14 protein-coding genes are annotated in these 14,206 nt (G+C 59.2%); 8 read left to right on the top strand and 6 right to left on the bottom strand.

Annotated features, from left to right (window positions below):
* Positions 1-33 precede the first annotated feature (33 nt).
* The 3 genes from AC4PS6_RS06090 to AC4PS6_RS06100 form a co-directional block, all read right to left on the bottom strand.
* Positions 34-924, bottom strand: coding sequence for a pseudouridine synthase (locus AC4PS6_RS06090; RefSeq protein WP_336827070.1), 891 nt, complete (start codon positions 922-924; stop codon positions 34-36).
* 69 nt (positions 925-993) lie between these two features.
* Complete coding sequence (locus tag AC4PS6_RS06095) at positions 994-1,329, bottom strand: hypothetical protein (RefSeq protein ID WP_003189932.1); 336 nt, start codon at positions 1,327-1,329, stop codon at positions 994-996.
* A 74-nt stretch (positions 1,330-1,403) separates the two neighbouring features.
* Positions 1,404-1,640 (bottom strand): glutaredoxin family protein, encoded by a 237-nt coding sequence (locus tag AC4PS6_RS06100; protein WP_014717692.1) that lies wholly within the window; start codon positions 1,638-1,640, stop codon positions 1,404-1,406.
* Between the two features lie 173 nt (positions 1,641-1,813).
* On the opposite strand from AC4PS6_RS06100, the gene AC4PS6_RS06105 reads away from it, so the two are divergent.
* Positions 1,814-3,544 (top strand): cation:proton antiporter, encoded by a 1,731-nt coding sequence (locus AC4PS6_RS06105; RefSeq protein WP_336827069.1) that lies wholly within the window; start codon positions 1,814-1,816, stop codon positions 3,542-3,544.
* On the opposite strand, the gene AC4PS6_RS06110 is transcribed toward AC4PS6_RS06105, so the two are convergent.
* Positions 3,531-4,739, bottom strand: coding sequence for an ammonium transporter (locus tag AC4PS6_RS06110; RefSeq protein WP_014717690.1), 1,209 nt, complete (start codon positions 4,737-4,739; stop codon positions 3,531-3,533). The two genes, AC4PS6_RS06105 and AC4PS6_RS06110, sit on opposite strands and share 14 nt — an antisense overlap.
* Positions 4,740-5,084: 345 nt before the next feature.
* Here AC4PS6_RS06110 and AC4PS6_RS06115 point away from each other — a divergent pair, with 345 nt between their 5' ends.
* From AC4PS6_RS06115 to AC4PS6_RS06145, 7 genes are all read left to right on the top strand, one after another.
* Positions 5,085-5,399 carry an ElaB/YgaM/YqjD family protein gene (locus AC4PS6_RS06115; RefSeq protein ID WP_019820355.1) on the top strand — a complete coding sequence of 105 codons (315 nt, stop codon included), beginning with the start codon at positions 5,085-5,087 and terminating at the stop codon, positions 5,397-5,399.
* Between the two features lie 2 nt (positions 5,400-5,401).
* Positions 5,402-5,806, top strand: a complete 405-nt coding sequence (locus tag AC4PS6_RS06120; protein ID WP_005786473.1) for a phage holin family protein — start codon at positions 5,402-5,404, stop codon at positions 5,804-5,806.
* Complete coding sequence (locus AC4PS6_RS06125) at positions 5,803-6,144, top strand: hypothetical protein (protein WP_014717689.1); 342 nt, start codon at positions 5,803-5,805, stop codon at positions 6,142-6,144. The genes AC4PS6_RS06120 and AC4PS6_RS06125 overlap by 4 nt, the downstream gene beginning before the upstream one ends.
* Positions 6,145-6,309: 165 nt before the next feature.
* Positions 6,310-7,641, top strand: a complete 1,332-nt coding sequence (locus AC4PS6_RS06130) for a deoxyguanosinetriphosphate triphosphohydrolase (protein ID WP_014717688.1) — start codon at positions 6,310-6,312, stop codon at positions 7,639-7,641.
* Between the two features lie 168 nt (positions 7,642-7,809).
* Complete coding sequence (locus tag AC4PS6_RS06135; RefSeq protein WP_014717687.1) at positions 7,810-8,211, top strand: response regulator; 402 nt, start codon at positions 7,810-7,812, stop codon at positions 8,209-8,211.
* A 249-nt stretch (positions 8,212-8,460) separates the two neighbouring features.
* A complete protein-coding gene (locus AC4PS6_RS06140; RefSeq protein WP_014717686.1) occupies positions 8,461-9,087 on the top strand; it encodes a response regulator transcription factor in 627 nt (208 codons plus the stop codon).
* An 8-nt stretch (positions 9,088-9,095) separates the two neighbouring features.
* On the top strand, positions 9,096-12,731 hold the full coding sequence (locus tag AC4PS6_RS06145; RefSeq protein ID WP_492180753.1) for a transporter substrate-binding domain-containing protein: 3,636 nt from the start codon (positions 9,096-9,098) through the stop codon (positions 12,729-12,731).
* 70 nt (positions 12,732-12,801) lie between these two features.
* Here AC4PS6_RS06145 and AC4PS6_RS06150 read toward each other — a convergent pair whose 3' ends face one another.
* A complete protein-coding gene (locus AC4PS6_RS06150) occupies positions 12,802-13,284 on the bottom strand; it encodes a GAF domain-containing protein (protein ID WP_014717684.1) in 483 nt (160 codons plus the stop codon).
* A complete protein-coding gene (locus tag AC4PS6_RS06155) occupies positions 13,281-14,171 on the bottom strand; it encodes an ATP-binding protein (protein WP_019820351.1) in 891 nt (296 codons plus the stop codon). The genes AC4PS6_RS06150 and AC4PS6_RS06155 overlap by 4 nt, the downstream gene beginning before the upstream one ends.
* Positions 14,172-14,206 lie beyond the last annotated feature (35 nt).

The following is a 14,206-nucleotide window of genomic DNA, read 5'->3' on the forward strand; positions in this document are numbered from 1 at the left end:
CCCGCCTAGCGCGGGCCTTGTTGTTCCTGGGGTTTACCAGTCCAGGGTGATCTGGCTGCGGAAGCTGCGTTGTTCACCGCTCACCGGGTCGATAAAGCGCACGCCCTGGGCCAGCAGCTTAAGTGGCTTGGCGTAATCGTCCTCGGCATCCTTGATTACTTCGGGGTAAAACGGGTCATTACAGATGCTTGCCCCCAGTGCCGTCATATGCACGCGCAACTGGTGCTTCTTACCGGTCACCGGGAACAGGCCGTAGCGCCATAGATCAGCGTTTTTCTCGCGCACTTCTACCGCCGTCTCGGTGTTGCTGGCCCCCGGCCCTTCCTGCATGCGAAAGAAAGGCTCGCCATCCACCAAACGGCTTTTGTGCACCAACGGGAAGCTGAGGTGCGGCAAGGCCGGTGCGATGGCTTCGTAGAATTTGTCGATACGCCGTGTGGGAAACAATTGCTGATAGGCCGAACGGCTGTGCGGGTTGGCGGAGAACAGCACCAACCCCGCCGTATGCCGGTCGATGCGGTGCAGAGGCACCAGGGCGGGATTGTCCAGGCGCCGGATCAAGCGTCGCAACAAGGTGTGCTCGACGTACTCGCCAGCGGGTGTCACTGGCAGGAAATGCGGTTTGTCCGCCACCACCAGGTGTTCATCGGCGTACAGGATGTTTTCCTGCACCGGAATCACTTTCTCGTTGAGCACTTCGCGAAAGTAATAGATGCACAGGCCTTCCTTGTAGCCCAGGCCCAGGCTGATCGGGTTGCCATTGACATCCAGCACCCGGCCGCGGGCAATGCGGTCCAGCCACTGTTCGCGGCTAATGGCCGGGAAGTGTGCGCACAGGCAGTCGAGCACCGTCACCCAGGAGCCCGGCGGCAAGTACAGGGTGCTGGCTTGGTGCTGGGAGGGGGAAAAAACCAAAGTGGACATGCCGACGCTCAAAGCCTGGAAAACAGGCGGGCATTATCGCCCATGGCGCGCGATTGCCTAGGGCCTATCTCAGGCCTTGGCCAGTTGAGCCCGCAGCACCGGCGAGGCGCTCGCCGCCTCGGTGAATTCCTTGAGCCAGCGCAGCACGTCCACCGCTTCCCAACGGCCTGGGTCATACAGCGCGTAGAGCAAGCCCTGATAACCCACCACATCCAGCTGCTTGTGATAACCGGCGCGCTGGAACAGCGCCTCGATTTCCGCGAAGCAGGTGTTGAAATGCACTTTGTTAAACGGCGTCTTGCCTTCCGTGACCAAGCCATCGAGGCGCAGTTCGTTCACCGCGTCACGCACCACATCGGCGGACATGCGATTGACGCTGCTTTTAAGTTGTTCAACATTCACCACGGGCGTTCCCTCTATTCAATCGCTGTACGAATATACAGTAACTGAATATTTGAAAAGCCGCCATCGCATAAAGCTCAGCGCAGGAAGGCAACCACCTGCTCGGTGTCGAACGGCCAGTCCAGTTCCGCCCCGGTGTCCGTGCGGCGAAGCACCGGAATCCGCAGGCCGTAGACGTCTGTCAGGTCCTGCGGATCGGTGATATCCACCAACTCCACCAACAGCCCGTGTTCGACGAGCGGCATGACTTCGGCTTCGGCGATCTCACACAAATGGCAACCCAGGGTGCCGAACAGCTGGCATTCAGGAAGCATGATGAAAGGACTCGGTCACAAAACGAATCTCCATTCTAAGCCCAACAAGCCCCTTGTAGGAGCGAGCTTGCTCGCTCCTACGGTGCAAAAAGCCTGACCCAGATCACCATGGCCTATAACTGATTCAGCGATTCTCGCGGCTTTTTGCCGCTCACCCTGCAACGGAGATGCCTGTGTTCGCCAACCTGCTGATTATTCTGGCTTCATCCCTGGTGGTGATTGCGTTGTTTCGCCGGCTGCAGTTGCCTCCCGTGCTGGGCTACCTGTGCGTGGGCCTGGCAGTGGGGCCCACCGCGCTGGACTGGGTCAATGACAACGAAGACCTGCCGGACCTGGCCGAGATGGGCGTGGTGTTCCTGCTGTTTTCCCTGGGGCTTGAGTTTTCCCTGTCGAAAATGTTGGCGCTGCGCAGCGTGGTATTTGGCCTGGGCAGCCTGCAGGTGCTGGGGTGCGGGGCATTGCTGGGCGCTTTGTTGATGAGCTTTGGCCTCGCGCCTGGCATCGCGTTATTGCTGGGCGCAGGGCTGGCGTTATCGTCCACGGCCATTGTCAGCAAGGAATTGACCAGCCTCGGGGAAATCTTCAGCAGTCATGGCCAGAATGCGATAGGCGTGTTGCTGTTCCAGGATGTCGTGGCGGTGTTGCTGCTGACACTGGTGCCGGTGTTTGCCGGCAGCAGCGACCACGCCTGGTACTGGGCGCTGCCGTTGACGCTGGCTAAGACCGTGGTGCTGTTCGTGGGCCTGTTGTTCGCCAGCCGCTGGTTGCTGCCGCGCCTGTTCCGTGAAGTCGCCGCGTCTCATTCGGCGGAGCTGTTTGTGTTGCTGGCGCTGGTGATTGTCTTGCTCACCGCCTGGCTCACCCACCTGCTGGGCCTGTCCCCTGCCCTCGGCGCGTTCCTGGCCGGCATGCTGCTGGGCGAGAGCCATTACCGACACCAGATCGAAGCCGATATCCGCCCGTTTCGCGACATCCTGCTGGGGCTGTTTTTTGTCAGCATCGGCATGCTCATCGATCTGCAGTTGTTCGTCAGCCACAGCCTGTTGATCCTCGGCCTGACGCTCACGTTGATGCTGGTCAAAGGCATGGTCGTCGCGGCGCTGGTCAAGTGGCGTGGCAGCGACACCGAAACGGCCTGGCGCAGCGGCCTGGCACTGGCCCAGGGCGGCGAATTCTGTTTTGCGCTGATGGCGCAGATGCAGCAGAGCCGGTTGATTCCCGATGAGTTCAACGGCCTGCTACTGGCTGCCACCTTCTGCTCAATGCTGCTGACACCACTGCTGTTACGTGCGGCACCGGCCATCGCCCTGCGCCTGCATCGCAAGCCCAACCAACAAGTGCAACTGGAACACATCACCGCGCTCAACGCCCAACTGCATAGGCACGTGGTGATTTGCGGGTATGGCCGGGTAGGCCAGTCCATCGGGCGCTTTATGCGCCGCGAACAACAGGCGTTTATCGCCCTGGATGATGACCCCGAACGGGTGCAGGAAGCCGCCACCGAGGACAGCAGCGTGCATTACGGCGACTGCCGCCGTGGCGCTTTGCTCAGCGCCGTCGGCCTGGAACGGTCGCGGTTGGTGGTGATCGCGGTGGACAACAGCGATGTCGCGCTGGTGGTGCTCAAGGAGGCGCGGCAGATCAACCCTGACGTGCCGATTTTGGTGCGCACCCGCGATGACAGCCAGTTGGCTGAGCTCAAGGCCGCGGGCGCCAGCGAAGTGGTGCCCGAGCTGTTGGAGTCGAGCCTGATGCTCGCCTCCCATGCCCTGATCCTGCTGGGTCTGCCGGACCAACAGGTGCAGGCGCGAGTGAACGAAGTACGGCGCAACCACTATCGCCTGCTGCACGGTTTCTACCCACCGGAACACACTGACGAAGACGCGCCGATCAGTCCTGACTGACCGCGCCGATTTTGTGAATCGACAGGTCTGCGCCGTAATACTCCTGCTCCTGGCTCAAGCGCAGCCCTTGCACACGCTTGATCACACCGTACACCAGCAAGCCGCCGCCAAACGCCACGGCCACGCCCAACCCGGTGCCGATCAACTGGCTGATCAGGCTCACGCCGCCCAGCCCACCGAGGGCGGCCTGCCCGAAAATACCGCAGGCAATACCGCCCCACACACCGCACAAGCCATGCAATGGCCACACGCCCAGCACGTCATCGATCTTCCAGCGCGACTGGGCAGCGATAAAACACCATACGAACAAGCCACCAGCCACCACGCCCGTGACCAGCGCGCCCACCGGGTGCATCAGGTCGGAACCGGCGCAGATTGCCACCAACCCGGCCAAAGGACCGTTGTGCAGAAACCCAGGATCGTTACGGCCAATTACCAGGGCAGCCACGGTGCCACCGACCATGGCCATCAGCGAATTGACGGCCACCAGGCCACTGACGCCATTGAGGGTTTGGGCGCTCATCACGTTAAAGCCGAACCAGCCCACGATCAAAATCCACGAGCCCAGCGCCAGGAAAGGAATGCTCGACGGCGCAAACGCCACCAGACGCCCTTCACGATAACGCCCATTGCGCGGGCCCAGCAGCAACACCGCCGCCAGCGCCAGCCAGCCGCCCATGGCGTGAACCACCACGGAACCGGCAAAGTCGTGGAAGCTGGCACCAAAGGTTGCGAGCAGCCAGGCTTGCAGGCCAAGGTTGCCGTTCCACACCAGACCTTCGAAGAACGGGTAGATAAACGCCACGATCAACGCGGTGGCACACAGCTGCGGCGCAAACTTGGCACGCTCGGCAATCCCACCGGAAATGATCGCCGGAATCGCCGCGGCAAACGTCAGCAGGAAGAAAAACTTCACCAGGCCGTAGCCATGATCGGCGCTGATCACGGCGGCCGGTTGCAGGAAGCTCACACCGTAGGAGATCCAATAGCCTATAAAGAAATAGGCCAGCGTTGAAATCGCAAAATCACTGAGGATTTTCGACAAGGCGTTGACCTGGTTCTTCTGGCGCACCGTGCCAACCTCAAGGAAGGCAAAGCCGGCGTGCATGGCCAGCACCATGACCGCGCCAATCAGAATGAACAAGGTGTTGGAACTGTGGACGAGGGTGTCCACCGCGCTTTGCAAGTTTTCCATGGAGGTTGGCAGGCCTGCATCAAGGCAAAAAGCACCAAAGCGGTTCAAGCCAGGGTTTCGCGCACTAAATTGGCACCGCCGGCCTCGCCCTTCTTCAGAGGGCGTGAACCGCTTTAGCGCAGCGATCAACACAACAGGCCGTTGCCGACAGGGTTTTTCCGCGAAGTTAAGTGATTTAGGGTAAGGTTTTTCAAGGTTTTCACCTCGACCGCCCGGATTCAGCGCAGGCTCCAGGGCCTGCGCACCAAGGCAAAGCAAAAGCTGTACCACACAATTGCAGTGAACCTTCAGCGAACGCCGCGACTCGAAACCACACGTACAGATCAGCTACCCACGGAGATAACCATGGCCGGTAAAACAGCAAAGACTGCTCAAGAGATACTGATGGAGGATTTTCAAACCCTGGTCAGCGATACCGAAAAGCTGCTGGACGACACTGCCGTGCTGGCCGGTGACCAGGCTGACGAGCTGCGCACCAAGATCCACGAGAGCCTGCTCAAGGCCCGCCAGACCCTGCAACTGACCGAAGACTCATTGCGCGAGCGCGGCCAGGCGGCGATCACTGCCACTGAAGACTACGTGCAAGCCAACCCATGGCAGTCAGTCGGCATTGCTGCCGGCGTAGGCTTTTTGATCGGTCTATTGGCTACAAGGCGCTAACCATGTCTATCGGCGAATCCAGCTCATCCACGAGCGCACATTCCTCAGCAAGCGGTTCAACTTCCCGACGCCTGGGCGCAGCTGTGCTGGGCTTGCTGCACAGTCATGTCGAGTTGTTCGGCATTGAATTACAAGAGCAAAAGGCCCGTACCGTCAGCCTGTTGCTGTTTGCCGGCCTGGCATTGGTGTTTGCCCTGCTGTTGCTGGTGGGCTTGTCGACGCTGGTGATGATCCTGGTGTGGGACACGGGCTATCGCCTGACCGGCATCATCTGCCTCTGCGTGTTCTATAGCCTGGCCGCTGCGTTCTGCGGCGTGCGCTTGAAGGCGGCGGTATTCGATGAGTCCACGCCCTTCCATGCCACGCTCGAAGAACTGGCCAATGACCGGGAGCGCCTGCTGCCATGAGCATGACTGAGATCCCGCAAAATACGTCACGCCGGGAAATGCGCAAAGCCTTGATCCGCCTGCGCATGGAAATGCACCGCCAGGAAATCCGGCATGAGTCCCAACAACTCATGGCGCCCCTGCATAAAATGCGCAATATGCGCCACAACTGGCAGGACAGCCTGGGCATCAAGCACGCGCCGTTGTGGGGCGTGGCGGCGGTCACGCTGATGGGCTTCTTTACCGGCAAGGGCGCCAAGGGCGGCAGTATCAGCAGCATCACGCGCCTGGTGCGGCTGGGTGCCGGGTTGATCCCACTGATCAAGTTGGCCATGCAAGGCGCTTCGCGCAAAAGCTGACCTTCGAAAGCCAATGACCGCAACGACCAGACACCTGCTGGTCATTGCGGTTTTTTGCGCTGCCTGTTAATTGATACTGACGCGGCCGACCGCTGGATTCGCTTGCCCCATAAAGGCCGAACCGGGAAGCTGGCGCTGTCATTCACCCTACGGAGAGCCTCTGCCTTGGATTGGCCCACCCTGTTGACCCGCGAACGTCTTGGAAAACCCCTGCACAGCCCTGAAGAACTGGGCCGCAGTCCCTTTCACAAAGATCACGACCGCATTATTTTCTCTGGCGCGTTCCGGCGCCTGGGGCGCAAGACCCAAGTACACCCGGTGACGAGCAACGACCATATCCACACACGCTTGACCCACTCGCTGGAAGTCAGCTGCGTGGGGCGCTCCCTGGGCATGCGCGTAGGCGAAACCCTGCGCGGCGCCCTGCCCGACTGGTGCGACCCGAGCGACCTGGGCATGGTGGTGCAATCGGCCTGCCTGGCCCATGACATCGGCAACCCACCGTTCGGGCACTCTGGCGAAGACGCCATTCGCCACTGGTTCCAACAGGCCGCCGGGCGCGGCTGGCTGGATGACATGAGCAGCGCCGAACGCAATGACTTCCTTAACTTCGAAGGCAATGCCCAGGGTTTTCGGGTGCTCACCCAACTTGAATACCATCAGTTCGACGGCGGTACGCGGCTGACCTACGCCACCTTGGGCACTTACCTTAAATACCCCTGGACCGCCCGCCACGCCGACTCGCTGGGCTACAAGAAACACAAGTTTGGCTGTTACCAGAGCGAGCTGCCGATTCTTGAGCAAATCGCCCACAAGCTGGGGTTGCCTCAGTTGGAGGAACAACGTTGGGCGCGTCACCCGCTCGTGTATCTGATGGAGGCCGCCGACGACATCTGCTATGCGTTGATCGACCTGGAAGACGGCCTGGAAATGGAGTTGCTGGAGTACGCCGAAGTCGAGTCATTGCTGCTGGACCTGGTCGGCGATGATCTGCCACAAACCTATCGCCAACTGGGGCCAATGGACTCGCGCCGCCGCAAGCTGGCGATCCTGCGCGGCAAAGCCATCGAGCACCTGACCAACGCAGCGGCGCAGGCGTTCGTCGAACAACAGGACGCCCTGTTGGCCGGCACGCTGCCGGGGGATCTGGTGGAGCACATGCACGGCCCGGCAAAGCGCTGCGTGCTGGATGCCAAGGACATGGCGCGCAAGAAAATCTTCCAGGACAAGCGCAAGACGTTGCATGAAATCGGGGCCTACACCACCCTGGAAATCCTGCTGAACGCCTTCTGCGGCGCGGCCCTTGAACAACATGGCGGGCGCACCCCGTCGTTCAAGAACCGGCGCATTCTCGACCTGCTAGGCAATAGCGCGCCAGACCCCGCCTGGTCACTGCACGCCTCGTTCCTGCGGATGATCGACTTCATCGCCGGTATGACCGACAGCTACGCCACCGAAATGGCACGAGAAATGACCGGGCGCTCCGGCCCCCAATAACGACTTCATCAGGCAACCTGTTCCCTGAAGCGAATTGCCCTACGACGGGAACAGAGCGGCCTGATCGAATTCGTACAGACACTCGAAGAATAATCACGCGCGCTCCCAACGGACCAGCCGAGTCATTCCTACTGCCCCCATCGACGCTTGCCTTACTGTGTGCTCTTTATGCCCAGCTATTCTCTCCGTATTCTTTTGGTGGAGGATCACCCCTTTCAACTCCTGGCCACCCAATGCCTGCTCAGAAGTTTCGGCTTCGACCAACTGACCGCGGTGGAAAATGCCGAGCAGGCCATACGCGCGATGAGCCAGTCCGAACACCCTTTCGACCTGATGTTATGCGACCAATGCCTGCCAGACCTGCCTGGGCTTGAACTGGTGGAAATCGCCAGCCGCCGACGCTTCATCAGCAGTGCCATCCTGTTGAGCGGCTTACCTACGCCAGAACTGGTCAACCTGACGACACAAGCCGCGCAACGAAATCTCCCCCTCCTTGGCTATTTGCCAAAACCTTTGAACAAAGATGATCTTGAAATATTAATCGGCTTAACTTTCGACCCCCTCATGTAGGATTTTAAACATTCCTTTCAACGAAAATAGATACGAGGCCCGCCGTAAATTCCCCAGCCTTGCGTCTTGTCATGATCGACCTCGAAACGCTCACATGCCTTGTCACGATTACCTAACAACTTGTAGGTCTATACCTTTTTAAATGTAGGAACTTTCCTGTTCTGCATCTACTCCTTGCGAGCTTCATACTGCGGACTCACCTTCTGAGCTAATGTGCCCGCTTTATCTGCACCTGCATGGAATGTGACTATGAACTCAGTTTTTATTATCGACGACCATCCCGTTATCCGGCTTGCCATTCGAATGTTGCTGGAACATGAAGGTTACAAAGTCGTCGGCGAAACAGATAACGGGTGCGATGCCATACAGATGGTGCGTGAATGCCTTCCAGACTTGGTGATTCTCGACATCAGCATCCCGAAACTTGATGGCCTTGAGGTGCTCTGCCGGTTCAACGCCATGAACACCTCGATGAAAACCCTGGTCCTCACGGCTCAATGTCCGACGTTGTTTGCCACGCGGTGCATGCGCTCGGGGGCAGAGGGCTATGTGTGCAAGGAGGGTGACCTGAGCGAGTTGCTGAGCGCCATCCGCGCGGTGCTATCCGGCTACAACTACTTCCCCAGCCAGGCCTTGAATGGCCCCGGAACGGAAGGCATGGATGCTCAGGAGCTGGAACTGTTCAAGACCGTCAACGACCGGGAGCTGATGGTGCTGCAACTGTTTGCACAAGGTCGCACTAACAAGGAAATCGCCAAAGGTATGTTCCTGAGTAACAAGACCGTCAGTACTTATAAGAAAAGATTAATGCAAAAACTCCAAGCCAAATCCTTGGTCGACCTCATCGAGTTGGCAAAACGAAACGCGCTAGTGTGAGAAAGCGGATGCCCAGGCGTATAAAGGACTATCTGATTATATTAAGTGCCGGTTTGTACTTCAGCACAACTGTGCTGGCAGAGCACCAAACCAGCCCGGAACGCTTCACCCTCTTGAGTCGTGCGGGAGCTGTACAACTGGACACTCATTTTGACAAGGCCCAGCGCCAGTGGCTGCATAACAAACGTGAACTAACGCTGGGTACATCCAGTCCTGACTACCCACCCTTTGACCTCACGTCCAGCGGACATGATTATGAAGGCCTTACCGCCGATTACGCGGGATTGCTGGCCAAGGCACTCTCCCTGCCCATCACTGTGATGCGCTACCCGTCCCGGGCGGCTGCCATTCGCGCCCTGGAAGCCGGGGAAATCGACTTGTTGGGCTCCTCCAACGGCTTTGAGGCTGCAACGCCGAATCTGATCCTCTCCGAACCCTATGCGGTAGACCAGCCAGTCCTGGTCACACGCGAGGGAGAAACCCGCAGCCTCAGTGAAGGCCTCGACGGGCTGCGCCTGAGCCTTGTCTATCACTACCTGCCGCTTAATGAGGTGGAAAAGCTGTACCCCAAGGCGATCATCCGCGCCTACCCCTCTTATCAGAATGCCTTGAATGCAGTGGCCTTCGACCAGGCGGATGTGTTTCTCGGTGACACCATTTCCACCCATTACATGATCAACAAGGGCTACCTCAAAAACATTCGCATGGCCAACTTCGGCAAGCATGAAGCTTATGGCTTCAGCTTTGCCACGCGTCAGGACAACCGGATGCTCTTGAGCATTGTCGATTCAGCGCTGGCTTCGGTGCCCATCAATGAACGGGAGAGCATCGCCAAGCGTTGGAGCGCCGGCAGCGATATCCTGCTGACCGACAAGAAACTGCAACTGACCCAGCGCGAAGAGCGTTGGCTCAAAGACCACCCGGTGGTGAGGGTCATCGTCAACGAAACCTTCGCGCCACTGACATTTTTCGATGCGGACGGCAACTTTCGCGGGATCACCGCGGACCTGCTGGAATTGATCCGCCTGCGCACCGGCCTGCGTTTTTCGGTACAACGTGGGCGCGACGTCAACGCGATGATCGACCAGGTCGCGACCCAGAAAGTCGATATGATCGGGGCCATCGTTCCCAGCAACGAGCGAGACCCACAACTTAATTTCAGCCGCCCTTACCTCGAAAACTCCTATGTGCTGTTGACGCGCAAAGAGCCAGGAGCGCCGTCGAACATGGAGCAAATGGCCGGAAAGCGCCTGGCGATAACCCAGGGTAACCCCCTGGCCGCAACCTTGACCAAGGACTTTCCTGAGATTCACCTGGTGGAAACCAGTGATACATTCAGAGCATCCGAGCTGCTCGCACAGGGACAAGTAGATGGGGCCGTGAACACCCTGGTGATCGCCAACTACTTCCTGTCTTCCCAGGTTTTCCAGGACCGCCTGCAAATCAGCGCCAGCATCGGCACCACCCCCGCAACATTCACCCTGGCCACCTCGCGCCAAGCCACGGAGTTGAGCTCGATCCTCGACAAGGCCCTGCTCAGCATTGCCCCGGATGAAATGGGCGTGATCAACAGCCGCTGGCGGGGCTACACCGCCGCGTCCGACAGTTACTGGCGAAACTATCATCAGTTGATCGCGCGCATCATCATCGGCACCGGCCTGTTGCTGTTAATTTCCTTGGCCTGGAACGCCTACATGCGGCGCCAGATCAAGCATCGAAAAATGGCCGAACGCGCCCTCAACGATCAGTTCGAGTTCATGCGCGCGCTGGTCAATGAGACGCCGCATCCGATCTACGTGCGCGACCGCAATGGCCTGCTGCAGACCTGCAACGACAGCTACCTGCAGGTGTTCGACGTCAAGCGTGAAGACGTGATCGGCAAAAGCGTGACCCAGATGAGCATGGCCCTGGAGTCGGAGGCGGCCCAGTACCATGCTGACTATCTGCGCGTGGTGGCCGAGGGCAACCCGCTGATCCTCGATCGCAGCCTGCATATCCACGACAGGAAACTGACCATCTATCACTGGATCCTGCCTTACCGCGACTCCACGGGTGAAGTCCAAGGCATCATCGGTGGCTGGATCGATATCAGTGACCGACGCCAGCTATTCGATGAACTGCGCGCCGCCAAGGAGCGTGCCGACGAGGCCAATCGCGCCAAGAGCACGTTCCTGGCCACCATGAGCCACGAGATTCGCACCCCGATGAACGCCGTGATCGGCATGCTCGAACTGACGCTCAAGCGCGCCGATCAAGGGCATCTTGACCGTCCGGCAATCGAAGTGGCGTACAACTCGGCCAGAGACCTGCTGGAACTGATCGGTGACATCCTCGACATCGCGCGTATCGAGTCGGGCCGCCTCAGCCTGGCGCCGGAGCGCGTGAACCTGCGGGAGGTCATTGAATCAGTGGTGCGCGTGTTCGACGGTCTTGCACGGCAAAAAACCCTCAGCCTGCTGCTGGAGTTCAAGCCCGACCTTAACGATATCGAGGTGCTGATAGACCCGCTGCGCTTCAAGCAGGTGCTCTCGAACCTTGTGAGCAACGCGATCAAGTTCACCGAACAGGGACAGGTCAAGATCAAGGTTGAACTGCAGCCTACCCAGGCACCGGAGCAGATCGAGCTGAAACTGGTGGTGGAAGACACCGGCATCGGCATCAGTCGGGAGGACCAACTACGCCTGTTCGAACCCTTTGCGCAAGCAGACAATTCCGGGCAACTGGCCCGTAGTGGTGCGGGCCTGGGGCTGGTGATCTGCCGCAGCCTGTGCGCGATGATGGGCGGCCAACTGAGCCTGAGCAGCGTGCCCATGGTGGGCACCCAGGTGCACGTCAACCTGAGCATGCCCCGCTTGCAAGCGGTCCAGCCGGTAGGTGACCAGACGCCGCAAAAGCCGGCTACCGCACTGATGCTTAATGTACTGGTGGTCGACGATCACCCGGCGAACCGCCTGCTGATGTGCCAGCAGCTGGGCTACCTGGGCCATAAATTCACCGCTGCCGAGCACGGTGCGGCGGGGTTCCAGGCCTGGCGTAAAGAGCATTTCGACTTAGTGATTGCCGACTGCAATATGCCCATCATGAATGGCTATGAACTGAGTCGCTCAATCCGTGAGTATGAGCAGCGCGAGCAATTGGTGCCCTGCGTGGTACTGGGCTTTACCGCCAACGCCCAGCCAGAGGAAAGGCAACGGTGCGTGCAAGCCGGCATGGATGACTGCCTGTTCAAGCCCATCAGCCTTACCGTGCTGGAGCGCCAACTGACACACATTGTCCCTAAAGCCGTGCACCCACGGCTGGACCTCGAATGCCTGGAAGCGCTGACCGGCGGTGATCCCCACTTGAGTCGACGCTTGCTGGAGGAACTGCTGAGCAGCAGCCTTCACGACCGCCAGCTGCTTATCGAACTGCTGGATCGACACGCGCCCCCCTCAGAAATCATCGAGCAAGCTCACAAGATCAAAGGCGCGGCCCGTATCGTGCAAGCCCACTCATTGGCGGGGCAATGCGAAGCCTTGGAGCAAACCTGCTCTCGCAATGAGGAGTGGGCGGTGATCGAAAGCGGCATCAAGGCCCTGGAACAACTCATGCTGGAATTGGAAAAGATGTTGCAGGTTCAGCTGGATGAGCTGCCAGGCCAATAAGTGCAACAGCCGGTAGCCCAAGGAACGAGCAAACGCGCTCCTTGCGCTACCAGCATAAACACCCGCCGCTTCAGCAGTCGGTCAATCGCAGGAAAATCGCCGCCAAACGCTCGATCCCCACCTGGTCCTGGGGGGTAAACCGGGCCAAGGACGGGCTGTCGAGGTCAAGGACGCCAATCAATTGACCGTCCTTGACCAAGGGCACCACCAATTCACTGTTCGAAGCGCTGTCGCAGGCAATATGGCCTGGGAATGCGTGCACATCTTCCACGCGCTGGGTTTGCCGCGTTGCCGCAGCCGCACCACACACGCCACGACCGAACGGAATGCGCACACAGGCGATTTGCCCCTGAAATGGCCCAAGCACCAGCTCTTCATTGCGATTAAGGTAAAAACCCGCCCAGTTCAAGTCATCCAGCTGGTTGAACAGGAACGCGGAAAACTGCGCACTGTTGGCAATAAAATCGCGTTCATCAGCCAACAGCGACTCCAGTTGCGCGCACAGCATGGCATAGCCATCAAGGCCGCTGCCGGCCTGTTGTAGATCGATCATGGTTGACGTTCCAGCAATTTGAGACCTACCCAGTAACGGGCGAATTGATAGGCACACCGACCATTGCGGTTGCCGCGCCCAGTGGCCCAGCGTACCGCGAGGACATCAAGCTGTTCATCGCGCTGCCACTGCAAGCCGGCCTTGCTGGCCAGCTCACCGATCCAGTGCTCCACCACATCCAGGAAATGCTCCTGGCTAAACGGGTAAAAAGACAACCACAAACCAAAACGATCCGACAAGGCAATCTTGTCTTCAACCGCCTCGCTCGGGTGCAACTCGCCATCCACGCGTTTCCAGTTGTCATTGTCGCTCTGGTTTTCCGGCACCAGATGGCGACGGTTGGACGTGGCATACAGCAGCACGTTTTCCGGCGCCTGCTCCAGGGAGCCATCCAGCACGCTCTTGAGCACCCGATAGTCACCTTCGCCGGCCTCGAACGACAGGTCATCGCAAAACAAAATAAAGCGTTGTGGTAGCTTGATCAGTTGCTCGACCACCCGCGGCAGGTCCGCCAGGTGGTCACGCTCGATCTCGATCAAGCGCAGGCCCGCGTTGGCGTGCTGGGCGAGCAAGGCACGGACCATGGAAGACTTGCCGGTGCCACGCGAACCCCACAACAGCGCATGGTTGGCGGGCAAACCGTCGAGGAACTGTTGGGTGTTGCGCGCCAGTTGTTCACGTTGCTTGTCGACACCTATCAGGTCCGACAAGCGCATGTCCAGGCTGACCTCCAGCGGCAACAGGAAGCCATTGCGGCCTTCGCGCTGCCAACGGGCGGCGAGGCATTGGTTCCAGTCGATCGCTTGGCGCGGTGCGGGTAACAACGGTTCCAGGCGAGCCAGCACCGCATCGGCACGCTCAAGAAAGGCATTCAATCGAGAATCCACAGCTATTCCTCTGGCAAGTTCTTGCAAAAGATGGC

This window comes from Pseudomonas sp. DW-iso17 (genome assembly GCF_058725345.1).

Coding starts and splice junctions, on each gene's coding strand:
- AC4PS6_RS06090 (WP_336827070.1), bottom strand. CDS start 924: ATGTCCACTTTGGTTTTTTCCCCCTCCCAGCACCAAGCCAGCACCCTG.
- AC4PS6_RS06100 (WP_014717692.1), bottom strand. CDS start 1,640: ATGCTTCCTGAATGCCAGCTGTTCGGCACCCTGGGTTGCCATTTGTGT.
- AC4PS6_RS06110 (WP_014717690.1), bottom strand. CDS start 4,739: ATGGAAAACTTGCAAAGCGCGGTGGACACCCTCGTCCACAGTTCCAAC.
- AC4PS6_RS06115 (WP_019820355.1), top strand. CDS start 5,085: ATGGCCGGTAAAACAGCAAAGACTGCTCAAGAGATACTGATGGAGGAT.
- AC4PS6_RS06120 (WP_005786473.1), top strand. CDS start 5,402: ATGTCTATCGGCGAATCCAGCTCATCCACGAGCGCACATTCCTCAGCA.
- AC4PS6_RS06125 (WP_014717689.1), top strand. CDS start 5,803: ATGAGCATGACTGAGATCCCGCAAAATACGTCACGCCGGGAAATGCGC.
- AC4PS6_RS06135 (WP_014717687.1), top strand. CDS start 7,810: ATGCCCAGCTATTCTCTCCGTATTCTTTTGGTGGAGGATCACCCCTTT.
- AC4PS6_RS06140 (WP_014717686.1), top strand. CDS start 8,461: ATGAACTCAGTTTTTATTATCGACGACCATCCCGTTATCCGGCTTGCC.
- AC4PS6_RS06145 (WP_492180753.1), top strand. CDS start 9,096: ATGCCCAGGCGTATAAAGGACTATCTGATTATATTAAGTGCCGGTTTG.
- AC4PS6_RS06150 (WP_014717684.1), bottom strand. CDS start 13,284: ATGATCGATCTACAACAGGCCGGCAGCGGCCTTGATGGCTATGCCATG.